Origin of the sequence: Paenibacillus ihuae, from assembly GCF_001368795.1 — a bacterium.
GTDB lineage: Bacteria > Bacillota > Bacilli > Paenibacillales > Paenibacillaceae > Paenibacillus_AQ > Paenibacillus_AQ ihuae.
The window spans coordinates 61,891-85,574 of record NZ_LN831204.1 but is presented as its reverse complement, the minus strand read 5'-3'; the positions used below and the strand labels follow the sequence as shown (position 1 = coordinate 85,574).

The 23,684-nt window shown below is 45.1% G+C and carries 20 protein-coding genes and 2 pseudogenes; all 22 read right to left on the bottom strand.

Annotated features, from left to right (window positions below; genetic code table 11):
- Window positions 1-328: 328 nt before the first annotated feature.
- The 22 genes and pseudogenes from AQR02_RS28220 to dpsA all read right to left on the bottom strand — a co-directional run bounded on the left by AQR02_RS28220 (window position 329) and on the right by dpsA (window position 23,674).
- Window positions 329-979, bottom strand: a complete 651-nt coding sequence (locus AQR02_RS28220) for a hypothetical protein (RefSeq protein WP_054943643.1) — start codon at window positions 977-979, stop codon at window positions 329-331.
- 36 nt (window positions 980-1,015) lie between these two features.
- Window positions 1,016-1,795, bottom strand: coding sequence for a nuclease-related domain-containing protein (locus AQR02_RS28215; RefSeq protein WP_054943642.1), 780 nt, complete (start codon window positions 1,793-1,795; stop codon window positions 1,016-1,018).
- A 116-nt stretch (window positions 1,796-1,911) separates the two neighbouring features.
- Window positions 1,912-2,250 carry a hypothetical protein gene (locus AQR02_RS28210; protein WP_054943641.1) on the bottom strand — a complete coding sequence of 113 codons (339 nt, stop codon included), beginning with the start codon at window positions 2,248-2,250 and terminating at the stop codon, window positions 1,912-1,914.
- Window positions 2,251-3,038: 788 nt separating this feature from the next.
- Window positions 3,039-3,980, bottom strand: coding sequence for a hypothetical protein (locus AQR02_RS28205; RefSeq protein WP_054943640.1), 942 nt, complete (start codon window positions 3,978-3,980; stop codon window positions 3,039-3,041).
- 26 nt (window positions 3,981-4,006) lie between these two features.
- Complete coding sequence (locus AQR02_RS28200) at window positions 4,007-4,975, bottom strand: DNA/RNA non-specific endonuclease (RefSeq protein ID WP_054943639.1); 969 nt, start codon at window positions 4,973-4,975, stop codon at window positions 4,007-4,009.
- 234 nt (window positions 4,976-5,209) lie between these two features.
- A complete protein-coding gene (locus tag AQR02_RS28195; RefSeq protein WP_187388835.1) occupies window positions 5,210-6,802 on the bottom strand; it encodes a P-loop NTPase family protein in 1,593 nt (530 codons plus the stop codon).
- A 342-nt stretch (window positions 6,803-7,144) separates the two neighbouring features.
- Window positions 7,145-8,935: a group II intron reverse transcriptase/maturase gene (ltrA, locus tag AQR02_RS28190; protein ID WP_054943637.1), complete on the bottom strand. Its 1,791-nt coding sequence runs from the start codon at window positions 8,933-8,935 to the stop codon at window positions 7,145-7,147.
- A 714-nt stretch (window positions 8,936-9,649) separates the two neighbouring features.
- The gene (locus AQR02_RS28185) at window positions 9,650-10,714 is read right to left on the bottom strand and encodes a DEAD/DEAH box helicase family protein (protein ID WP_054943636.1); all 1,065 of its coding nucleotides are present in this window, start codon (window positions 10,712-10,714) and stop codon (window positions 9,650-9,652) included.
- The gene (locus tag AQR02_RS28180; protein ID WP_054943635.1) at window positions 10,711-11,352 is read right to left on the bottom strand and encodes a hypothetical protein; all 642 of its coding nucleotides are present in this window, start codon (window positions 11,350-11,352) and stop codon (window positions 10,711-10,713) included. The genes AQR02_RS28185 and AQR02_RS28180 overlap by 4 nt, the downstream gene beginning before the upstream one ends.
- Before the next feature lie 31 nt (window positions 11,353-11,383).
- Window positions 11,384-12,430 (bottom strand): DUF6094 domain-containing protein, encoded by a 1,047-nt coding sequence (locus tag AQR02_RS28175; protein ID WP_054943634.1) that lies wholly within the window; start codon window positions 12,428-12,430, stop codon window positions 11,384-11,386.
- A 199-nt stretch (window positions 12,431-12,629) separates the two neighbouring features.
- Window positions 12,630-13,790, bottom strand: coding sequence for a DNA polymerase III subunit beta (locus tag AQR02_RS28170; RefSeq protein ID WP_054943633.1), 1,161 nt, complete (start codon window positions 13,788-13,790; stop codon window positions 12,630-12,632).
- A gap of 280 nt (window positions 13,791-14,070) precedes the next feature.
- Window positions 14,071-14,418, bottom strand: a complete 348-nt coding sequence (locus tag AQR02_RS32710; RefSeq protein ID WP_148449236.1) for a hypothetical protein — start codon at window positions 14,416-14,418, stop codon at window positions 14,071-14,073.
- A 262-nt stretch (window positions 14,419-14,680) separates the two neighbouring features.
- Window positions 14,681-15,490, bottom strand: a complete 810-nt coding sequence (locus AQR02_RS28160) for a hypothetical protein (protein WP_054943632.1) — start codon at window positions 15,488-15,490, stop codon at window positions 14,681-14,683.
- A 918-nt stretch (window positions 15,491-16,408) separates the two neighbouring features.
- The gene (locus AQR02_RS28155; RefSeq protein WP_127600892.1) at window positions 16,409-16,720 is read right to left on the bottom strand and encodes a hypothetical protein; all 312 of its coding nucleotides are present in this window, start codon (window positions 16,718-16,720) and stop codon (window positions 16,409-16,411) included.
- A gap of 203 nt (window positions 16,721-16,923) precedes the next feature.
- Window positions 16,924-17,119 (bottom strand): annotated as a pseudogene (locus AQR02_RS35005) (phospholipase D-like domain-containing protein); the annotation flags it as partial.
- Window positions 17,120-17,145: 26 nt separating this feature from the next.
- Window positions 17,146-17,334 (bottom strand): annotated as a pseudogene (locus AQR02_RS28150) (SpoVA/SpoVAEb family sporulation membrane protein); the annotation flags it as partial.
- Window positions 17,335-17,509: 175 nt separating this feature from the next.
- The gene (locus AQR02_RS32705; RefSeq protein WP_159067864.1) at window positions 17,510-17,665 is read right to left on the bottom strand and encodes a hypothetical protein; all 156 of its coding nucleotides are present in this window, start codon (window positions 17,663-17,665) and stop codon (window positions 17,510-17,512) included.
- 293 nt (window positions 17,666-17,958) lie between these two features.
- A complete protein-coding gene (locus AQR02_RS28145) occupies window positions 17,959-18,306 on the bottom strand; it encodes a hypothetical protein (protein WP_023559073.1) in 348 nt (115 codons plus the stop codon).
- A gap of 105 nt (window positions 18,307-18,411) precedes the next feature.
- The gene (locus AQR02_RS28140) at window positions 18,412-18,849 is read right to left on the bottom strand and encodes an Hsp20/alpha crystallin family protein (protein ID WP_054943631.1); all 438 of its coding nucleotides are present in this window, start codon (window positions 18,847-18,849) and stop codon (window positions 18,412-18,414) included.
- A gap of 196 nt (window positions 18,850-19,045) precedes the next feature.
- Window positions 19,046-20,089: an ATP-binding protein gene (locus AQR02_RS28135; protein WP_054943630.1), complete on the bottom strand. Its 1,044-nt coding sequence runs from the start codon at window positions 20,087-20,089 to the stop codon at window positions 19,046-19,048.
- A gap of 158 nt (window positions 20,090-20,247) precedes the next feature.
- A complete protein-coding gene (locus tag AQR02_RS28130; protein WP_082452127.1) occupies window positions 20,248-22,422 on the bottom strand; it encodes a PAS domain-containing protein in 2,175 nt (724 codons plus the stop codon).
- A gap of 325 nt (window positions 22,423-22,747) precedes the next feature.
- Window positions 22,748-23,674, bottom strand: coding sequence for a dipicolinate synthase subunit DpsA (dpsA, locus tag AQR02_RS28125; protein WP_054943629.1), 927 nt, complete (start codon window positions 23,672-23,674; stop codon window positions 22,748-22,750).
- Window positions 23,675-23,684 lie beyond the last annotated feature (10 nt).

The following is a 23,684-nucleotide window of genomic DNA, read 5'->3' as shown; positions in this document are numbered from 1 at the left end:
ATGCTTAGATTGTCAAGGTACTTAGGCGAGATTTAATAGGGATATACATATATAGCGTTGTCTGCCATTCTGCATACCGTTCTTCCAATCTGGAATACAGAATTAAACCCCGTGGTGTAACTGGATCCCTACCGCAGCGGCAACGTCCGGAAGCACCAGGAGTGTGTGAGCAGTCGACATTAATCTGCAGTACCAGTCTACGAAGGTGGTAAATATATAAAAGGGTTCATTTTCTCTATCCTCTCTGAAGAAATTTCAGAAGAGTGTATAGCAGTGAAGCATAAAGTTCAGACCGTTATTTCTTGATCTAAAATCCTATGACTATGTATTAATGAGAACCAAAACGCATAATTTTCTTATTAATCCACTGCTGCACTGGTAGGTTAGTGATTGCTTTTCTAAATAAACGAATGGCCACAAACTGGAGTATAGGGTACACAAGAGCAGGTAATACTAATCTAGTTGTGTTCAAAACAGCTAGGTACAATAGCATTAGTGTAGCTTCCAGCAGTGCTGGGTCTTCTGAACCCGTATGAAAATATGCCCACTCCACAAATACAGAATAATGCGGGTCCATTAACGGATAACAAACTGCGAAGCCTACTAAAACTCCTAGAAAGTAAAAGAGCTTTCGTTTATTCTTATAGAAGTTGATCTGTTTAGGGTCAGGAAACTTTTTCCTAAAAACTCTTTCCATGGAGATTAAGTTAGTCACTAAAACCAAAGATGCGATAGCAAGAAGTACATTTGGAATCAAAAGAAAACGCATCAGTCCTTCAAATACATCTGCAATTTTGGTGAGCATGTAAGAAAATAAAACTATTACAAGAGGTATAGCGAATGGAGCTGCTGCTATAAGTGCCAGCTTCCCTAACAAACTATCTCCTTCACTGCCATCTCTTACGACAACAGTACCATCTGCATAAGTGTCGATTGCAATACTACTAACTAACTCATCCTCATCTTGATCTCGATACATAATTAACCTCCGTTATATGCTATATGAACCGTATGTCTATGTATTACTAATGTTCCATACTGCCTCGACTATTTGTGCAGTGTTAAATTCTGAACTCCGTTGCGAGTGACCTTGAATATATTCAAGAAGTGAATTAGCATCAGAAAAGACCGGGAAGTCTGCATGAGTAAACCCCAGATTTAATTGTGTCTGAGGATCAGAAAAATATACGACTCCTTGAATCCACGGTATCCGTTTTATTCCTTTCTCTTGCAAAAATTCCTTTAATCTAAAAACATGGGTTCCCACCTGTTTAACTGGACTTTGAAAGGAATCTGTATATGTATTTCCTCCACTTGAAACTTTTTCTTTAAGCCAATTTCGATCCTTGAGTTCACCAGATATATACCCCTTCATGTTTTTGTTCTCAATGATCCAGATACCCGATTTCCCAATAACTATAAAATCAATTTGAGATTCTCCGCTTTTTGTGATGATCTTTAAGTCGGGGATGATACTATATTCATCCGGTAAATAAGAAAGCAATTCGAGTGTGGATGTTTCTCCTCGGATACCCGATGCCAGCATATCACTTGAATTTTGTACTAATTGGGGATTAAGATAATTTATTAAGTTGACCCAAAATATACCTATAGCTCCCAAACCAAAAAATATCATATTCAGTTTAGTAGAGCTATGCAGAAAAATTGATGTGATAAAAAGTATTACTCCTCCAAAACTTAAAATGTAGGGTATTAGTTTCTTTTTCCGTAATTCTACTGTTGCCTGTTCGTACTTCAATACCAGTGAATTGTCTTTTTCCTTAATAACTGCCATTAATATTTCTCCCATCATCAAATAAGAAGATTATGCTGGATTTCTTAAGTTCTGTTTAACGGTTTAGTAACGTGGTTCGTGTCCATGGCGTTAATATGCATGGATATACTAAAGAATTACTCGGATTTATTTCCGAATGTGATCTCAGCCCATTCTTCGAGTGTCATGCCGTGCCGTTCATGGAAAATCCGCGTTTCATCCGCCGAGTCGTAAATGAGGAGTTGACTGTCCGCTTCCTCATCAATCGGTTTCCCCTGCGGCGTCTTACCCTGATTATATGCATTAGGAACAGCATGCAGCAGCCGTACATAGTCACCGGATTTGTTACAAGCCATACCTACAGCAGTATTGTCTACCTGCCCTTGCGTAAGAGATCCAAAGATGGCACAATGCGTCATTTCGGCATTCAGCTTGTCACAAATTCGGCAAGTCGGATAAATTTTTTGCTTGGTCATAAGGGATCAACCTCCTTTGCTATTTGAAATTATCATATAACGGAAATTCATTTTCACAAAACTTTTTGATAAAATCATCCATGATTTCCCTACTGGGCATACTTGAGTCCCTTAACCGTACCAGGCTTCGGGTGATCTCGAGGCATAGTCGCAATGTATGGTTTCCATTGATCACGAACCTGACGGCTTCTACAACGGGGACAGCCGCCAGCAAGGCAAGTCAAACATGCATCACCACCGCCATCATTAGACCGACACATCATATGCGAATAGGTCGTGCATCTAGCTGCCGGCACCCCCTTACCGATCTCAACGGTTCCCGATACTGCCAAAAGAATTACTCGGAGCACTCGCTGCAGTTTCGCCGCGTAGCCTGCCGTCTCCGACGTACCGATCGTGCTGATCCTCGACGCTGTCCTTTCGGAAGAACAACCAGGGCACCCACCGCACAACAGGGTTAATGGTGCCACATCGTGATTCTCTAAAGGCGAATTCATCAGAAGAACATGTGGTAAATGTAGAAAGAAAATAAGGATATAGACAGCCCCGGTGAGGAATAAACCTTAAGTTGTCAGCAGAACTTTGAAGCAGAATCCAAACTCTTGATCATGGTCACTTAGATTGAGCATACAATCATGCCAATGATTAAATTCTTAGTAAAGGTAGTTTTAATCTTGTGGATAGTTCATTTGCCTGACCTACCGACCATTCGTTTTCTGTTTCTAATAGAAAGACTGCAATTGGATTAGTAGAAGGATCATTAAGTAGCACAATTTCGTTATATGCATCTATTCCTTTGACATCCTCAATACCATATTTCTGTGTTTTTTTGAATCGTTTTCAATTTCTTCAATATGCATAGTTTTGCATGTTTTAATAGCGCTATATTGTAAATATTTATCCGGCCCTAGTGGTATATCCGTAAGCGAGAAAAATTCAGCGCTGATACTTTGACCGATAGGAATATCATTCGCATAGCAATCAGAGCTACTAATGAGCAATACATTCTTTAAATTAGGCTGATAAACAAACCCAAATTTCGAATTTCTATAAGTCCCTTGAAATTCGTCAGTAATTAGACTTGTAGAAATGATAGGTTTACTCTTGGCATTTTGAAGAGCAGTTTCAGTATCAGTGCCTATAGCATGTACAAGAAATTTAAACTTACATCCTTGTTGATACTCGAAGGGTTTTGTAAGTTGATTCTCCCACTTCCTTAATGTAATTTCCGCAAGAGGTTCTTCAATATAATAGTGAAAATTTACATATGCTTTGTATCGTGCTACAAAGTCCTCGTCATCACTATTTAAATGCCTAATTATTTTCCCTGCGAGTTCATTATTCAAAGTAAATTCATTTTTTAGATCTAACTCTCTCATCAGCCTATCTTTTTTATAATCAGAAAATTGCTCCTTCTTATATTTAAAACATTCATAAATTTTTTTTACAGAATCTACATCATCATTAGTGAAGCCCCTAACTGTTCCGTTTAAAATCGCTAAAATATTGAGCTCTGTCTGCTCTAACTTTCTCTCTAAATTCGGATCATCTAATTCAATGGAATTAATAATAGCAGTTAGAGTGTCGAAATCTTGAAGTTGAATATTATTGAAGCAAGCTATCTTGTCAATTTTTTTACGTCTCTCGTATAATAAGCTATAAATTATTGTCTGTTGAAACATAGTATCAAAATACAATCCCATAATGGTCACCTCGATAGTATCGTTCATTTATTTTGCCCTAGACTTCTTGGGGCTTACTCACCTACCATACCGTCCTTATCAGCATCGTGCATATATGGGTATAACCAGTGATCACTCGTTATTGGCATACTATAACCTGCTGCTTTAGCTTCTTTAATCGTCACCTGTCCATTACCGTTTGTATCAACACTGGATATATCACCGTTTGTATTTGAACTAGTTGAATCAGAAGGTTCACTGCCTGTTAAACCAAGTGATGCGTTTACTTCATCAGGATTCACATTGTCGAATTTATCGATGATCACGTTACCCTTTAAAGTATAGGTATACTGATAACTTGAGGGGATTTGGGTTTTTGTATTCGGATATGTGATAATCGCTTCAAAATTAGTTGCTCCACCTGCTTTGCGTATCGCATCTTCCATATAAGCTTGATCACCATGTCGATTGAGTGTACTGTCCTGCGGGGTAATATTATACGCATTCGATACACCTCCGAGAGAATCAGCAATGACATGTCCTTCATCTAGAACGTCACTTTCGACACCAGGAACCTTTGCCTCGTCTGCGTAGTATCTGCCAGACGATAATACAGTTTCGTTACGGCCGTCTTGCAGAATAATTTCGGTAGCAATGACACGCACTAGTTGCCCGTATTCATTCGTAAATGCCCAATATTCACGCTCCCCATAACCAACGTCAACAACAATGTTAGGTTCGCGATGCCCAGACAAATCACCACCATCAACCTCGATAAGCTTGTATCCTTGAAACTGTTCGTTATTGGGTGGGGATTGTATTTCCTCCACAACAGGAACACTCGGCGTTTCCACTACTACTGGTTCGTCAACAACCGTAGTGACAGTTTCTTCTTTTTCATAATTTTTATTTGTTTCAACTGTGGCTACTACTTCTTGTGAATCTGTTTCTACATCTGTATTGGATGTATCTTCTACATTGGTACAACCCACCACAAAGATGATCGTTAAAAGTAAGATTAAATAGTTCATTTTCTTTTTCATTTTAGGACTCTCCTATAATAGTTTCATACTGTTCATTCTAAAAACGACGACATTAACTTATCTTACTCTATAATCCTACCATAAAAACCTAATATGCCATTGAATTATGCCCGTTAGTGAGGAAACTGAATCATTTCGAGGGAGCTTAATGAAGAGCCCGCCAGTCTAATACTTTATTGTCCCGAGTCAGTACGGAGAAAAAGGAGCGGTTTCCCGCTCCCCATGTCAATCGATTTAAAAATTGAAAGCATACTGGCCTTCGGTGACGTTGTAGACTTTTTTGGTCTTAGTCTTCACCGTCTTTCCTTCAACAAGCAGCTCCAATCCCTTCCAACCCGTTTCAGACGTCTTTGGACGCTCGGTTACAGGCTTAACGGTCAGATTATACACCCACCGGCGAAAATCTTCCGTATCAGCTGGAACCACTGTCGGATCCCATTTCAATTCTAAATTACCAAGTAGGGGCGCATCAATGACGGCAAGACCATCCCAACCCTTCTTCACATTCTGCTCAACAAAACTGATTTGTTGTTCAACCCGCGAGAAAAGGTCAGCTGGAATCGACTCGGTTGCCCAAGCAAGAAGCGCATTTTGTAGAGTATCCCCGTAGAAGTAACGGATCAGTGAAACTGGCTCTCTTGATGGTGTAACGTTCAGTTCGTTCCAGACATTGAATACATCCTCCTTCTCCGACTCTAACGTCGGTGCTTCGACGGGCTCCACAATACCGAGCTTGGATGCGTCAATCGTCATTTTACCCCAAATGGACTCTGCACTCTCGACGCCCATGTTGTTGCCTACGAACCGCTTTGCAAGCTCGGTCGCAAGGCTGCCTCCGGATCCCTCCGTCATAGCGGCCAGGCCTTCCTGACTAAATTGCCCTTCCAGAGCAAGTGCAGCACTCATCTTGGAAGCCATGAGGTTGATTGCAAGCTCCTGCATCGTTCCTTTGTACCCACTGTACACGGTCTCGCAAAGATTCTTCTGACCGATGCGCCAGTGACGGCGACTGGCTTGCCGAACGATTGACAGGCGATACCCCGTTTGGTAAAAGAACAGGGATGGGAACCCAAGTAGATCAAGACCGGTAGAGACGAGAATTGGATTCACAAGCAATACCTGAATCCCTTCTTTCTCCCGCTGGGCAATCCACTCTTCCCGCTCCGGCCCCTCAACGTCCGATTCCATAACGGCCGTTGTTATTCCTCTTTCCTCGAGCAGCATTTGAAGCCGCTGCAGCGTTCCCAGTTTCCCGGTAAAGGTCGCATATACGCCGACCTTACGCCCCGCTTTGATCCGGGCCCGCACATACTTAATCAGTTGAAGCTCTTTCGGATAAAGAAGACGATCACTCAGACGGAAATCCGGAGAAACGATCTCTTTACCAGTGTCCGGATGATAGACACCTTCAAAATTGAAAGGAACGTCAGGATAGCTGAGAAGTGTGCTAAGTAAACTTCCGAGCAATACGGACTGGCCGCCACCCTGGAGTTCTTTATTCACTGCTTCTCGTAGCAGTCCCTCCACCTCAGACAAGTTACGAGTGAGATACCAAGAGGGCGCGAGAAGACGCATGCCCTTACTTAGCTTACGTTTGGTCCGACCCGATCTACGCTCGATCTTCGTTATGCACGAAATGAAACGTCTTTCACCCTGTAATGAGACGTTCATTGGCCCCTCCGACAATTCCGGCAGGACCTCAAACATGTCGGACATTTGGATGAAGCAAGCAACGTCGCTCAGCATATCAGTAAAGAGCTGCGGAGCGGCAGCAGGCAACTCCTTCGTGTTCGCTCGTTTGGCGGCTCCGTTACTGGAACTGTTCATCTCCCCGTCATCCTTACGGATTTTCGTCACTTTCTCTCGTACCCCGTAAAGGTCAATCCACCGCCCAACGTCACCCCAATTGAACCCATTTTCTCTCAATCTAGCAGGAAACATTCGAAAAAACAGCTCAAAGAGGTTACTGGCATACCCGTTCATGAGTGTCCCGGTCATTGCGAGAGAATACTTTGCACAGCCCATCAGTACATGAAAGGCATGAGCTTGGGCACTCCCTCCCGTGAATAGCCATAGGTAAGGGTTTGATGCAATCGCTCCCTTTTCCCCGGCTCCACACCGTACGTGAACCTTTCAGTTCATACGGCGTTCCATCTACTAGTCTACCTATTACACCCTATTTAGCTTACAAAGGCTCCTGAGTTGGTTCAGTTTTCTCAACTGCATTGCGTTGAGATTAAAATAGTGGAGATATTTCTTAATCGTCTCTTCGTTTGTCGCGTGTATCAGCCTATGAATGTCCCGGTGAACAATTGTAAGGTTCTTAAAGTCATCTCCCCCACCAAGGTATGAAGGGGTTTTATGATGACAGTGAACGTTCGATGCTTGTAACGGGATCCCCGTTATGGCGCATCGTCCTTTCTGCATGGAGTAAACTGACAACCGGTTGTCCATGTATTCAACAGACCGGTTGGGCAGTCTGGACCGCATAAGTATTGCAATTTGCGAGTCCCATGCAAAATCTCGATCGTTGTCAAACGGGTTCGTGGATTGGGAGTAGTTCAGGTTTGGAATGGACTTGATGTTCCCTATTGGGAAGAAGTACAAATCCCCAATCCTGTATGTCCTCCTCGTGACAGGATAGTGTCTCCTGTACGTCGCCTCCGGCGGCAATCCCAATGGATATTCATAGGATGCGATGTTCTTTAGACGATACCTCAAGGTTTTCATGAGCCGGAAATCAAGGTCACGGAAAGCTACAGTCGCATGGGTAGCATACTTAAAATAGTGATGCATGCCTAACACGATTGAGTTGTAACGATTGATGTTTTCCATGCTCGCATCCTTATGGACTGCTTCAATGTGTCTCTTCAAAGTACCCTGCATTTGCTTGGTCTTCTTATCCGAGACATAAGTGAAAGCGACAACTTTATGCCTTTTCTTAGCAGTCTTGAACTTGTAGCTCAGAAACTCAGAACTTTTCTTCCGAAGGTTAATTACTCGGGATTTTTCAGGGGATATGTCGAGTTTCAACCTATCCTTTAAGAACTTGCGGACCGCATGGAACCATTTGTATGCAGTCGTGCAATCCCTGGCCATTATCCTGAAATCATCGGCATACCGGACGATGAATCCTTCTTTCATTTTGCTTCCGTCTCTCAATGCTCGGTACTTCTTATCGTTGCATGAGTAAGTGTGACGGGTTTTATCGAAAGTTTCCCATTGATTAGCTACCCAATGATCGAGGTCATTCAGAACCACGTTCGAGAGCAGCGGGGACAGGATACCACCTTGCGGAACTCCCTTAGTAGGGATGCCTTCACCCTTTATGGGGGCTTTAAGCATTTTACTGATGACTGACAACACGCGCTTGTCCTTTATTCCGATGTTCCATAGCTGCTTGATAAGCAAGTTGTGGTTCACATTGTCAAAGAAACCCTTGATGTCAATGTCCACAGTGTAATGCAGTTTGTTGATGTTGATCAGTGTCTGCACCCTTGCTATAGCATGTCTTGTAGATCGGTTAGGTCGAAATCCGTATGAGTGATTGTAGAACTTAGCTTCACAGATGGGCTGAAGAATATTCAGAAACATTTGCTGGACTAAGCGGTCTATGATGCTAGGGATTCCGAGAGGTCGCTTGTCACCGTTCGGTTTTGGAATCCAGACCCTTCTTACTGCCTTTGGACGGTAGTTCAATACCCTTTCTCGCATGATTTGTATGAAGTGGGTCTGGTCTTGTTCTGCCATGTGTATAATCGTGTATCCGTCGGTACCCTTGGTTTTGGAACCCGTGTTGGCTTTAATCGTGCGGTAAGCCAAAAGGATGTTTTCGTCGGAGACGATCAATTCCATGAGGTCTCTGAAATTACGCTTCCCGCTCTTACTTTGGGCATAAAGGTCTTTTTGAATCTCCACTGATTCATAGTATTTATTGCCTCTGGACGTCTTTGTGTTCATCGGTGTAGGACCACCCCCTAAGAGTGAATCCAACTCACCTTCTTACCCGAAGGATGAACTTTAACAAGCTAGGATGTAAATGGCGTTCTGCAGACTTGGGGCTATCCCTCCACTGTGTTTCCACAGTTTCAACGGTACTGTGCCCCTACTTTCACAACAGTAAACACATTTCGGCCGGAGCCTTATAGTGACCCTTCCGGTGATAGCCGTTTAGTATGAAGGTCTGTTGCTTACAACGTTCCGATGGATTTAGCTGTACATATGCCTTTAGGTGCCTGCTTTGTACCCGTGAGCCTTATAGCCCCATTGTTGGCTATCCCGACTTTCATAACGAACACTCTTACTCATCGGTATCTCACCCCGCTTCACACGGTAGCAAGGGTTTCCCCAAGCTTATGCCTCTGGATACGTTCATTCGCAGGTTTGTCAGTCCCACCCTTGGGACGTTCTCACCGTGGACATTTTATAGCGCCCCGGCATATCCCGAACCATATCGTTTACCTGGAGCGGGATACCCGCTCCATTAAAATGACTTAGGAGCGGTTCTGCCGACTTTACCTAGCTTCATACCCTTTGGACTATCATCTTACAGGGCATGTAGGAGTATCAGGCTGTTGGTTTTGGCTCGACATGGCGGCCTCATTCCCAACATCAATCTATCAGTTGTATCTCAAAAATCGAGACCAGCAATTTCGCTCCAAAGGAACTTATATGCTAACGTTTCGCACGTTCATGACACTCATCTCCGATTGCCAAATCGAACTTGTTCTTGAAATAGCGCTTAAACAAGTCTGCCGGCGATACCTTCCGGGGAGAAACACCATTCGGCTTACGACTTTCACCCGAATAACTACTCTTATCCTTGTTCTTGGCTTGCCACAAAGGAGCGCCACAGTCCCGGTAACTGTCTTTCTCGGGATCACTGTGCTTGTAAAGACGAACCCTATTGGAACAGAATAGGTTGCTTTTACGACGAGTAGGTTTTCCATGCTTATTGAAAAAATCTACGTACTCCATGGGAACCATACTGCCTTCTTCTTCCTTCATCAGCTGTCCGCCGCAATCCGGACACTGCCAGCCTTGAAATACGGTCCGAGTAGATACCTTAACCTCATCACCTTTGACGATCCGCTTCTTATAAGAGCGGTCTACCCACTTCGCTACAGGCTCATATATGTATCCGAGCTTGGCTGTATCGCGAGCGATGATATAGACTTCGATTTTCTTCGGCTTGAAATTCATCTTGCCGCTATCACGCAGCTTAATGACATCCACATAATCGTTCAAGAATATGACCTCGAACAAATTCTTATCAAGCAAAATACCTACTTCTCGCTTTGTCTTCTTAATTAAATGGTTCGGCACCATGTAAATAACCCGGCCTACACCCTTAAGAAGAGCATTCAAAATACTGAACAAAAGCGCAATACTGATAGCCGTTTTACCCGTGCCCATTTCGCCTATAAGCAGCTGTCTAGGGTTTTTCTCGAAGCCTTTAAGCAGAGCAGTAACAACATGTGCCTGAGCGTTGAAAAGCGGTCGCTTGATCTGCTCCAGGACCTCAAGTGTTTCATCCTTGCCTGGGTGGTGAACCGGCACGTACTCTTCGTTTAGACGCCGGATCAGGTCACCACCAAATAGGCTCAAGTAATCCCCGATGTTCTCAATATCATTGAGCGAAGTTGGAACGCTAGCCGGTACGCCGTCCGTTAAGAGGGCAATATCCCCTACCTCTACAGCAGCTGCTTCATTAGTTGATTCGATTGTCTCCATAGTCAATTTATAAGTTCCTCCCTGTTATCCTCGATTAAGTGGATTCTGCCGCTAGAAAGCCCGAAAGAGATGTACTCATCCAACACGTCCTCACCTACGAGCAAGTCGAAAGCAACCAAGTCGGGGTAATCCCCCGTGAAGTCGTGAACGACAAGTGGAACAAGCCCTTTGTCTCTCACAAGCTGTTCAAATAGATAAGCAGCCCATTCTTCAAGTAGAGGCGTCTCGTAATACGCATCGATGGCCCAAAAGAATTTCTGATGGATATTGCCATCCCATGCGAAGATCGCGAACCCTTCTTCCCGTCTCTCCAGCACTCTTTCACTGGCAACGATTCCGGACACAAAGGTTTCGTTTTCCCGTTGGGACTGATGCTTGTACTTTCCCTTCGGCCGGACAGACCAAGAGGATTTGTCATACCCCGTCTCGCCAATCCGTGGCGCATGACGCAGTAAAAAGTACACGTCATTCGCCTTTTTCGAGTGGTGGAACTGAGCAAATACGGCTTGGACCCGCGAATCAATGTCAATGATATTCGCATAGACCAATTCGTGGTTTTTAGATTCCTCATCGAAGCGGGTAACGATCAGCGGGGTGTGAACCTTGACGTAAATATCCTTATGACTAAATTCCATATGTTTCATCTTTTTATTTCCTCCAATTCGAGCTCTGAATTTAGCTTTGGATCGTTCGCATATTCCCGAACTTATCGACCATCCTGAAGGTAATTTTATAAACCTCTGTTTCAGTGATGATTGTCTCCCGCGGCAACTCCTGAACATCCTTCACAGTCACTTTTTTGACAATGCCTTTCAGTACATGAAGCATAGAGCCCGTTCCAACTTTTCCGTTCAACCGGCCACTCGCCATACGAAGGACACGGTGCATTTCCTTGTCGGGTAAAAGAGGCTGCAATTTGACGGTTGGTTTTTTAGGAGTCGTCCATTCCATTCCTTTTTGGGTTAACCCGGAATTGAATGACACTTCGCGGACTTGGTCGACATCCATCCGACTGGATCGGAAATACTTCGGCATGATATTCCCTGGAAGCACCTTGTAAAGCGGCTCGTCCAGCATAGGAAGCCGTTCCAAGTCGCTGCCTTCCTCCATCAGCTCCAGAATCCGTTTTACGATATTCCGGTCTATAAATTTCTCCTTACGCTTGCGACCGATCGTGTACACCTGATGAAAGGTGTCATCATGGGATTGATACACCCGAATGTCATCCAGATTGGCTACAAGCATATTCACAACGTCTTTGGTCATTCGGCCCCGCGGGATGTTGTAGACAAGAATACCGTCTACCGACACGTACTGCAGGAGATGCCGCAAAAATCGTTTTTCTTTACGCTCCACTTTGGCGTCACTGGTTTCGCTGTCCGAATCATAAGGAGGATTCAGGTACATGAACCGGAAGGTTTCACGGCTGATTCTGCATTCCTCATACCCACCGAACAGTGCATGGGGGACGCGCGAACGGAGCTCCAAATACTTTTCCTCATTGGGCTCAATTCCGAATCCGACACCAGCAGAATTCTCTATTAGAACTTCAAGAGCTCTACCACTACCAGCACAAAAGTCTGCTACGGAAAACGGCGATGAAGGAAATTGCATAATACTGCGGATGGAAAGCAGATCCTTATCCGTTGTCTCAAAATTCCCCATTCTCACTTTGTTCCGAAGAACCCTGTCGAACATGCCTTTCATCTGCTCAGCTGCCACTAAAATACCTCCTCAAGGAATAAAAAAAGAGCCAACGCCTTAGCGTTCAGCTCTTTTTTCCAAACTATAGAATATCAGGGCATGAGAAGGTTCTCATGGTCTGATTCCATTGATATATGATTGCCACGAATTCTGGTCCCCACATTCCAGAGAAAAAGACCAGGCAAACGCACAACCTGGTCTCCTCTGATTATCCCTATTACCTCACTTGATTCACCACAACGACGACAGAAGCATCCCCGTCGAACTCGATGTAACCGGGCAGGCCGATCCCTTCGGTTCGCAGAGTAACGGTTCTTACTTCCCGATCGCCAACCAAAAGTCCATCCCGCAGATACCTCGCATTGAATTTGACGGTCGGAAAACCATCATCAACCTTTGCGTCTGGGAAGCTTTCACATATTTCCCCCGTTTGGGACTGCGATTGGATTGTGAACTCGCCATTTTCGTCAACCTCCAGCGTGACGCGGTTATTCTCCACCCCGTCGAGCGAAAGCATACGATTAAGCGTATCGTCCATCGCTGCACGCGATACCTGAAGCGCCGTTCCATCCTTAACCTTGTTGAAAAGAGAATGGATATTAGGGTAATTGCCCTCGATAAGCCGGCCGAAGTAGATAATGTTTTTATCCCGTAAAACCAAATGGTTTTCGGCAATAGCAAAGTCTACAGTCGACGATTTGAGCGAATCGACAATCCCCTTGAACTGGACGGCCATGATCATTGCGTTTTGAAAACGCTCGGTATCCTCGATCACAATTTCGGAAATGTACCGGTACACCCGGTGCCGGTCTGTTGCCATGAACCCTAGCTTTCCGTTTGCATCATACAGATAAACCGAAGAGATCGAAGGCAATTTTTCATCCGTGCCGGCGAACTTAGAAGCGTGTGCTCCTTTACGAAGCATCTCAATAGGACACGAGAGAAAATAAGCATTCCCTGGTTTCGGCAGCTCCGGATATTGCTCGGAACTGAGTACCTGCAGGAGCGCTCGGCCACGTTCACCATAGTTGACCGTAACCGTGGAATCTTGCTGTGTAAAAGATAGATTGCCGTGTGGCATCCGCTTCACAAGCTCGATGACTTCCCTTGCGCCCAGGCAATAACTTCCATCGACGCCGGTTTCATTGGTGACTTTTAACATTTGGAGGACCGCTTGGGATGGAGCATCCATCGCGGTAATAAACAACGTGTCTTGCTTCAGGTCAAACTTAATGCATTGCAGGAGCGGGATCGAACTCGATCTCGGAACGACTTTGGCGCAAAGCACCAGAGCGTTAAGCAATTCATTCTGTTCCACACTAAAAGCAGCCGTGCCCACCGCGGTCATTCCTAACTGTTTCTCCTTAGTTGCTGCCATCTTCTAACTTCCTCCCTGGTTTTGCACGCAAAAAAGCCGTGGAGAAACAGAAAAAAACATACTTGTGGTATGTTCCATCTAAATCTCCACGGCAATTACATGCCTCAATATTTTAATGTCCGTTACCGGACGCTCCTTCACGTGCCGAAAATATGACGGCTGTGAACAGTAATGTGATTCGTATTGCCTCCAATATATCATGATTATTCACACAGTATCAATACATACTATTGAAAAGCCAATAGTTAGTCCCCAGGCGGTTCCTAAAATACGAAAGAATCTATGCCCGCTCCTCGTTGATGGTCCCTGTTCTCGCTGCTTCTATGAACTCAGCCGAGATCCAGTCAAACCATTCGGAATCGGACAAATTCCAAGCTACCATTGAACCCGCGTTTTTGCGGTATTCCTTGATCTCCCCAGTACTCCTGGCCCTCAACAAATAGAACCATTTGGGATCGAACATAATGGACAATTTATCCGCCCAACAGAGCTTGCTTGGTAATTCGCTGTGCAACTTTGCATAATGCCTGCTGTGGTATAAAACCAGTTTTTGATACTCATCACCAAACCATCTCTCAACGATTTTAGCACCCACCTCCGGATGCCGTCCTCCTTCTTCACCGTCCATGTTGGGCTTCCCCCAATAACCAAGATCATGTGAGAAGATACAGATGATTTCCTTCCAGGTCGGCTTGCCATAAAGGTAACACCAAGCTCTATAGACCGTCCACGGATGCCAAAAAACCTGATGCACCCCAAACAATAGACTCCGGGTTCCCACTGGCATAATCCTGCTTAAGATATTCATATTCGCTCCCTCTCGCCCCTCCTCCTGGAAAGGGCGCAAAATATTAGCCCCTTCCAATGAGAAAGATAAAGAAACACTACTTTTAAATGAAGGATTCTATGATCGAATAATCCGGTGTCTTGCGGTAATGGATCTGATAACGGAGAAGCTCCTTGATGAACTGGCGCGTGTAGTTGTCCCCGTGCTTCAAGACGGCTTTAAAAGAGATCGAGTCAAAGGGACACCAATCCTTAATGGTCAGCCATTCATCCCCGCCATCCTTTTGATTGATGAAGACGAGATTTTTGTAAATGAAGGCTTGCCCCAGGCTACAGTTACCTTGACGGAATTTCTCCATCAATTCAGTAATCGTCTTTACCACAAGGAAACTATCCCGTGTGAAAGGTGGATCATCCGCACAGCGAATCCACGGATTTCTGTACCCCTCTAAAAGCCATAAATCCATCATAATCCGCTTCCCACAAGCTTCACAGAAAATTTTTCCATTCTTGTGATTGAAGAAGCACGATGTTCCCGTTGCGATAAGCTGTCCGCATTCGCATTCAGCCTCTCCACCAGTGCCATGTTCTTGCCACGACATCTTGCCCGGCAAGTTTGCAAACGTACCTGAGTAATGTTTAGCAAACCAGAGCCAGATGAAAAATCGATTAGTAGTCGGCAGCCAGATGAGGAAACGCTCAGTTATGCCTTCATCATTCTTATCAAACGTGACCTTACTGAACAGTTTCCAGAGGTGCTCCAATTGGCGATCCTCCAACAATGACAATTGCTTCATGGTCGGATCCAATTCGATTTTTAAATCGCCTCCGCATTTCAAACAACTTGCGCTCTGAAAAGGTGTATCCGACACATAGCTCTCACCGCACAAACAGAAATAAAGGCCTACTCTCATATGAATGTCTCCTTATCAGCCCCCCTTTCGCATGGGGAGGCTGTTGCTTAACCCCCCATGCAGGGTACTGAATATGGAAACGGACTGAGCCGCTTAGCCGATCTTTACTCGGCTGCTACCAATATCTTCTTCGTATCCACTTGAATACTCTCTGTCTCCAGCCTCCAAGAACTGACCGGTTTGAGAAATTGGTAGCAGTCAACGGACGAACTACTCTTTCTGATGCACGGATTCCAAGAACACCCACGCGGATTCCAGCGTCATTCACCATCGAACATCCGAATTACCCCTTAACACTCCCTTTCACCGGGGAAATTCTCTTCCCCCCGGCAGGGGACAAAAGAAGGGATATCCCCTGCTTGCGGCAGCGGTTCTTCCCTTCCCTCATCTACGTGTTAAATTAATTTATCGTTGTCAGAATGGCAATATTGAAGAACGCATACTGTGTAATTCCCCAATACTCCTTGTTCTAATTGAGTTTTTATTGGTTACACACCGTCCCTGTGTAAACCGTGAATTCACTTTTCTAAAATTACCACAAATACGTCTAGAAATCAAATGTTTAAATCGGACCTCGTTCCGACTCGATAATTGTACTTAAACAACCTCCTCGGTATATATACTAATGGTGGGGTACAGTCCCCTCCTTGCACTTAGAGCAAATAGGCTGCCACGATTGGTTGTTCTGGTAGTCTATTTGTCTCTCCAGAACTAAACATGCAGAATTTAAACTTTTCCAGACGAGAGATGCATATGTAAATTTTTGTACTAAGCCCTCGTTGTCCCTGTTATTTTTCTTACTCTAAGGATTTAGCTGTTTATGATTATTCGCTTCGTCATTACTGCCAATTTCAACATAATATACGCTAACGTTCCGTAGACGGTTTCCTGTTCTTCATCCTCTCCCTCGGTGATACTTTATTTCGGAGCGAAACCATGCAGCAACAGCAGCTCATATGTCGCAAGGATGCCATTAGAGTCGCCGTATCGCGTCTCGTAGTGCTGGAACATGTCGTGAAAAAGGCGGCGTAGGCCGATTCGGCCGGAAGGGGAGGCTACCGAGGCGCTGGCGCCGATCGCTTTTATCGCATGGAGAAAATCGCGCACCGTCGGGTACCGTTCGATGCGGACGTTTTGGCGGCGCCGCGGGTTCATAAACCCGGCTGCGGCCAGCATTGCGTTCCACTCCTTAGCTGTATGCAGCGGCAGGCCGTGGCGCTGCGGCTTCAAGCCCTGCGCACGGTAAGCGAGCTCGAATGCGGTATGCAGCTCTCGAAACGTCTCCAGGCATTACAGGTGAGCGTTACTCCTAGTTCTTTACACAAATCGTCATAAATCTGTTCTGTAGGATGCTCCTCTATGAAATGTCTTGTAAGAAATTCATACCATACCTGGTGCGTTAACCCGCGAGCTATAACAGCGAGGCAAGCAGATTGCTCCGTGAGTTCCCGCGCTACGCCGGCGCTGTACAAAACTTCGCACACCTTGTAATTGAGGCGATTGCTTCTTAAAATCATAATTCGCCGAACATACCACAGCCGTTTCCTCATCGACGACCATCACCTTTGCGTGCAGCATCCCTTTTTCGTACATGTAAATCTGTACCCGGCTTCCGTAGTAGGTACGGCTCCTATCTTAGAAGCCGGGCACATGCTTTATCCACGAGGCTTTGCTACGAGCGACGCAAGAAAAGAGAAAATGATCGCTGCTGAAACGCCGGCGCTCGTTAACTCAAAAATCCCGATGATGATGCCGATCCATCCATCCTGCTGCAGCTCCTGAAGCGCACCATGAACCAGAGAGTTTCCAAAACTGGTGATCGGGACGGTCGCGACGGCGCCCGCAGCTGAAAAAGACATCTTATCTTATATGAGAGATAATCAGGAAAGGAGGGATTGGGGCAATGACTGTAGCTACTCAGGTCAAAACTTGCCTGGCTTCGCTGAAAAGCACCCAGGGAAGAACCGCAATTCAAGGGCTTCTAGTCCATCCATGAACAAAACCGGAAGCAGATCCCGGCTAGGGCAGCAAATGATCCGCAGCTGTACCGCCGATGTACTGCTGCCGATCCGCAAGGCAGACTAAATGAAGAATGGTGTCGGATACACTGCCTTCCGCTGCCGCCTTCGTATCCTCCCGCTCTTCAGCCCCGCAAACCTTGCATACGCTGATCACGATTACTGCTCCTCGCGAAATTTTGCAGTTGCCATGCCTGTATCCCTCCCAAATCTTGCGCAGCTTGCTTGTCAGGTCGCCTCCCAAGCCAAGGCGCGCTGGTTGGCTCGGGAGGCTGAAGGCGCTAGGCAAGGCAGGGGTGCAAGTCTCGTTCGGCATGTTGCTGAACCTTTTGCGCGGCATTTGGGACTTATTTGCAAAGAAAATCGGCTGAATGGTTTTGGGGTATACGCATCGTCAAGTGAAAAAACGACCGCCTTCTTTTTAAAGCGATCGTTTTTTCACTTGCTGTTCTATTGATACTGCCGTGGCTGCAAATTCTGATTCTGCCAGCTCTGAGCCATTGGCCAGCCCGCATTCTGCACGCCGGCTTGTTGTTGCGCTGTTTGTTGAAGCTGAGAACAAATTTGCATCGCCTGCTGCATCTGCTGTATGGCAGTTTGATGTCCTTGCAGAACAGATTGAATGGTTTGAACCGCTTGACGTTCTTTCTGGGCCAGCTGATCCAGTTGGGCGGCGTTTTGCTGCTCCTGTTGCAACATTTGTTGATACATGTTGCTCGATTGCTGGGTTTGCTGGATCAACTGTTGAATAATCTGCGCGCATTGGCTTGCTTGCTGTGAAAGGTTTTGTTGATACACGATTTTTGACCTCCTTCAATATGGTAGGACTTCATCCCCCAAAGCTTATTATGTGCAAGCGCCCATTTTTCATGTAACGCCTATATTGTGATCTCACAATTCATTTTAATGAAACTGCACATCAATTTGCCGTTGGGTATCGGCTTTTAATTTCGGCATGCGAACTTCAAGGACACCGTTGCGGTACGTGGCTGTCGTTCCTTCCGTTTGAACGCGTGATGGCAAAGACACCGACCGTTGGAACCGTCCGACAAACCGTTCTTTGCGATGTATTTGTTCCTGCTTCACTTCATTCGCTTGCTTTATGGTCCCACTAATTGTAAGCATGTTTTCATCCACATCGATATGAAGGTCTTCTTTTTTATCCAAACCAGGGATTTCACAAGAAGCAATCACTTCATGTTCAGTCTCAAATACATCAATACGAGGGGTAGCAAATCCCAGACGCGCGCCTATTTCAGGAAAACCTTCGTTAAAAATTTTTTCCAAATCCCTTCTCCATAGATCGGTATTGCGAAACGAATCCCAAGGAATGAGCGGCATGTAAGTTCCTCCATTGTCACATTATCTTTTTTTTCAGCTTTATTTTGTACTCTTCGGAAAATATTATTCTTTGCTACCCTGCATAGTTGAATTGGAATATGCCTTTGGTCAGAAACTCCCGGCAATAGCCCCCGAAAAAATTTTTTGAGGGTTTGTTGTGTAGCCATTGGCATTTACAGCAATGTTACCGACAATTTTAAGTTGTTCCCGTAAATGTCGGTAATTGAACGATAACATTTGTGCCGACCTCCGAGCTTTCGAAATTCAAAGAGCCCCCCATTTTTGCGATCATAGCATGACTGAAACTAAGCCCAAATCCGATAGCGTCCGGTTTACTTGTAATAAACGGTAGGATGATTCGGGACTGCAGATCTTTTGGAATTCCTGCTCCTTGATCGCGAACAATGATGTGGATATGATTATCCGTAATGTTTATTCGGAGCGTTAAGACAGAACCTGGGGGACTTGCATCTAATGCGTTGTCAATGATTTCTTGCAGCGCCGCTCGCAGCAGCTTGGGGTCTCCTAACACAAAGCCGTTTCGCTCCGGATATTCCAAAGCGAAACGCACTTTTTTGTCTAGTGCTTGGATTTGTATACCGGGAACCCATTCCTGCATGAACGAAATGACGGAAACAGGAACAAATTTCAATTCGGAAGGCTTTCCAAAGAGCAAAAACCGCTGCAACGCTTTGTCGATCGTCTGAATTTGCTCATCGAGCAGCTTAAAGTATCCTGTCATTTTCTGATGAGGCGGAGATGCCGCAAATTGCAAAACGGAAACATGATCCTTCGAACTTTTTTCCAGAAGTTGAAGCGTCCCTTTGATTACCGCTAAAGGATTTAAAATGATATTGGCTGTGCCCGCCGCCATATGCCCAATCGTTTCCCTTCTTTCTTTCTCACATTGAATTTGCACGTACTGTTGAAAATCTTGGATATCGGCCATTAGAACAAAACATTCCCCTTTTAACTGAGGGTATACATAGGCGATCATGGATCGCACTTTGCCATCTAACTTCTCTTGTACGAGTACTCCCGGGTAATTCTTTTTATCCTGCAATACTTGCCCCACGATCGCTTGTATTGCCGAGTGTGCAGGGAATTCTTCTTCGGGGGTTACTGAGTACCATGTGTTCATGGTTGTATTTAACCATAAAATTCTGGCTTCTGAATAAACGACAGCCAGTCCAATATCCATTTGATCGGAATTCATAAGGAACTCTACGATTTGCTTCATCTCTATTAACGTCCTCCATTTGCTTCCTCCATTAACTCCCTTCCCGGCCACTTATCATGTGCAAACTGCAGTAAACAAGCGAGCGAATTTCTCGTCACGAAGTGGATGGGTTATGAATAAAATTAAACCCACTTTCAAAGAAGTTATTAAATTCGTTGTTACAGAGCGACGGGAAACGATACGGTGAAAGTTGTACCTTCACCAACCTCGCTTGCAACCTCAATATTCGCATTGTGATACTCTGCAATCTGATAACAAATGGATAGCCCGAGACCCGTTCCTGTCTCTTTCTGCGTAAAAAAGGGTTGTCCGATCTTTTGCAACAATTCTTGCGGAATTCCAACCCCTTTATCCCTTATGCTTACTTTAACCCATTCATCGCATCGCATTTGTTCGATCCAGACAGTTCCCCCTTCAGGCATCGCTTCAATGGCATTCTTAATCAAATTAATAAATAACTGTTTGATTTTATTTCCATCGCACCGGATCTGCACGGATTCCTTGGTTGGATGAAAGTGAATTTCAACATTATGTAAAGTGGCCTGCGCCTGAAGCAGCACGACGATATCCTGAATCAGCTCGGAAAGATCATGCCGCGTCATGTTCATCTCTTGCGGTTTGGCTAAGGCCAGCAGTTCATTTAGAATAAGTTCGATACGAGTTAATTCATCCTTCATAATATCGTAGTACTTACTTCCATTTTCGTTGCCGGCGCTTAACAATTGCAGAAATCCTTTCAGCGCGGTAAGCGGGTTTCGAATTTCATGCGCAATTCCCGCGGCCATTTGACCCGCTATGGATAATTTGTCTGCCTGATGAGCAGATTGCTTGGCTGCATCAAATTCGGTAATATCGTGCATGACACAAATGCCGCCCACAATTTTATTGTGAACAATGATCGGCTTCCCATGACAGAGAACGAGGCGATGCTCGCCATTCGACTTTTTAACGACCATTTCCAGATCGCGGAAACTTTCGCCCCGATACGCCCGATAAAGCGGGACGCGTTCCTTGCTCAACAGCGTTTTTCCATCCGATTCATACAATCCGTATGTAGAACTCCAGTGTTCGGGAGAAAGAGGTATCTGTACGAATTCGTGCAATTGTCTTGCGGCTCTATTCATGCTTGTCAATATCCCATTTTCATCACAAATCACAACGCCGACATCCATCATTTCGACAATACCACTCATGACACGTTCTTGAGTAGCCAGGACGTCTTCCAGCGTCTTTCGGCTCGTGATATCTCGAAAAACCTTAACTATTTCACGAACATTGCCCGAATCGTACCGTAGCGTGTTGCTTACGACCTCCACCCAAACAAAGGAGCCGTCTCTTCGACGTAATCGCAAAATGTTGACATAACCGTCTTCATTCATCCACTCTTGCGAGTTGTCCAATTTTTCTATATCGGGAGGATAGAACAGTTCCCAGACAGGTCTTCCTATCAATTCCGTCGCATCATAACCCAGCAATGGTTTGCACGCCGGCGATATGTAGTAGATAATGCCATTGATATTCAGTGTAGCAATCATTTCCCCCGTGTGGTCCGCTAACAAACGATACTTTTTCTCGCTGTGCTTCAGGGCCTTTTCCATACTGGATTGCAGGGTAATATCCCTTGCGATGCAATGCAGCCCTACGAGTTCATTCTGAATGAAATTCGGGATATGCAATACGCTGAATTTTAATATTTGGCCGTCTTTCGCTTCAATTGAAGTTTCCATTTCAAACCGGGCATTGGTATACGTTTCCGTCACGTGCTCCAGACTTTTCCAAATGATGTCTCCAAGTGTTCTTTCCAATTCGTATAAGTCATAGCCCAATAATTTCGTGCAGGCGCGGTTCACATAGCTGATACTTCCATCCAACATGACGTCGTAAACAAGATCGGAATGATTGTCAGCAAGCATTCTGAATTTATCCGCGTATTCCTCGTTCAATTCAACAAGCCTTTTGCGATACGTGATCTCCTGAATCTGGATCAAGAATATCCTTTCCGGATATTCCTCCACTTCGATGATCGATAGGGTTGTCGTTCCCCATTTGTGTCTGCCGTCAAGACAAATATAACGATTTTCCATTTCGACATAATCGGAATTACCGCCTAACAAGTCATTGATGGATCCGTTATATAATGGAACGTCTTCCGTATAAATGATATCATGTATTCTCATTCGCAGCAGTTCTTGTTCTGTATAGCCCTGCATGTTGCATAGCGAGCGATTGACCATTTCCACTTCCCCGCCGAGCCGAACCATAGCTTTTCCGACAAGTGTATAATGAAATGCGTGGTGGGCGACAGGATGCGAAAGCAAATCTGAAATATCCATTGTGCAAGTAACCTCCGACTGTGCAATAAGCGTATAGTTGCATACGTAACGTTCTTCTGTTAAGAACCTATGTATGTACTCTATTATATAGGTCATTTGTAACAGTTGGAACAAGATTCCGAGACCAACTTAACTTGGAGTCCCCGAACGCTAGCCATGGAAACGGAACCGACTTGTGATCTGCGAAAGAGCCGCTTCACCACGCACTTCATCATCCGAATTCTTACGAAAATAAGACGGAGGCCGGCAAAGTTGCCAGCCTCTATGATCAAGTATACACAAGTAATCACACCTTCAATTGATTCGTTATTCAGTGTTCACGATCTCATATCCCGGAAGGACAGGAAAGTATGTCCATTTGCTCTCGGTTTCGACTCCGTTCGTCCTGGATCAATTGACATAACGTACTCGCCAATATACGTCCAGCCGTTCTTGGCGCGACCAATCCCGGTAAACTTGGTGCCAACAAGGCCTTGATTCCACGTTTTTCGGCAAAACGAAAATCAGTCCCACCAGGTTTGGAAGCCAAATCAATAATGATAGCGTGATGCGGAATACGGGTTAAAACACGAGAACTAAGAATATGCGCCGGAACTGTGTTAAAAATAATATCCACATTTACGCCTTCATCGTACAAATCTTTCGTATTAAACGGCTCAATCCCCATCTCCCAGGCACGTGCAAACTCCTCCGGTTTCTGCACACCCGCTTTGACGCGTGCCCCCAGGCGGTGAAGCATACCGGCTAACGTAAGACCGATTCTCCCCAAGCCCAGCACCATACAACGCGAACCATGTATGGTAATGTCCGTATGTTGAATGGCCATCATTAAGGCGCCTTCCGCAGTGGGAATGGAATTGAAGATGGCAACATCGTCCCTGCTGAATAATTCAATCAGATCGATCCCCAGTTCCGCGCAAAGGTTCTTCAAGTAGGACTTGGCTATGCCAGTATAGACTTTTGCGTGTTTCGGCAAGGAAGACATATATTCCTTGTTCAGCAATAGCGTTTCAGCTGAAAATGAAGATTCTACTCTGCCATGGTCGTCTGTACCGACAACCGGTAATATCAATATGTCCGCTTTGCGAAGAACCTCCTTCGTAAGCTTGGAATAATGGACTTCATGAAGTTGTTCGTGCAAATCTTCAAAACCGATTACCGCAACATTTGCATCCAGGTCAGTGAATGACCGAATGATTTCAAGATGCCGGGCATCGCCTCCAAGGAAGACAATATGCAGACCCGTTAACAAAAAATCCCCC

What these genes read in the sequence shown, in the direction of transcription:
- AQR02_RS28220 (WP_054943643.1), bottom strand. Translation starts at nt 979, where the DNA reads ATGTATCGAGATCAAGATGAGGATGAGTTAGTTAGTAGTATTGCAATC.
- AQR02_RS28215 (WP_054943642.1), bottom strand. Translation starts at nt 1,795, where the DNA reads ATGGCAGTTATTAAGGAAAAAGACAATTCACTGGTATTGAAGTACGAA.
- AQR02_RS28210 (WP_054943641.1), bottom strand. Translation starts at nt 2,250, where the DNA reads ATGACCAAGCAAAAAATTTATCCGACTTGCCGAATTTGTGACAAGCTG.
- AQR02_RS28205 (WP_054943640.1), bottom strand. Translation starts at nt 3,980, where the DNA reads ATGAACGATACTATCGAGGTGACCATTATGGGATTGTATTTTGATACT.
- AQR02_RS28200 (WP_054943639.1), bottom strand. Translation starts at nt 4,975, where the DNA reads ATGAAAAAGAAAATGAACTATTTAATCTTACTTTTAACGATCATCTTT.
- AQR02_RS28195 (WP_187388835.1), bottom strand. Translation starts at nt 6,802, where the DNA reads ATGAACAGTTCCAGTAACGGAGCCGCCAAACGAGCGAACACGAAGGAG.
- ltrA (WP_054943637.1), bottom strand. Translation starts at nt 8,935, where the DNA reads ATGAACACAAAGACGTCCAGAGGCAATAAATACTATGAATCAGTGGAG.
- AQR02_RS28180 (WP_054943635.1), bottom strand. Translation starts at nt 11,352, where the DNA reads ATGAAACATATGGAATTTAGTCATAAGGATATTTACGTCAAGGTTCAC.
- AQR02_RS28170 (WP_054943633.1), bottom strand. Translation starts at nt 13,790, where the DNA reads ATGGCAGCAACTAAGGAGAAACAGTTAGGAATGACCGCGGTGGGCACG.
- AQR02_RS32710 (WP_148449236.1), bottom strand. Translation starts at nt 14,418, where the DNA reads ATGGACGGTGAAGAAGGAGGACGGCATCCGGAGGTGGGTGCTAAAATC.
- AQR02_RS28160 (WP_054943632.1), bottom strand. Translation starts at nt 15,490, where the DNA reads ATGAGAGTAGGCCTTTATTTCTGTTTGTGCGGTGAGAGCTATGTGTCG.
- AQR02_RS28140 (WP_054943631.1), bottom strand. Translation starts at nt 18,849, where the DNA reads ATGCCGCTCATTCCTTGGGATTCGTTTCGCAATACCGATCTATGGAGA.
- AQR02_RS28135 (WP_054943630.1), bottom strand. Translation starts at nt 20,089, where the DNA reads ATGAAGCAAATCGTAGAGTTCCTTATGAATTCCGATCAAATGGATATT.
- AQR02_RS28130 (WP_082452127.1), bottom strand. Translation starts at nt 22,422, where the DNA reads ATGGATATTTCAGATTTGCTTTCGCATCCTGTCGCCCACCACGCATTT.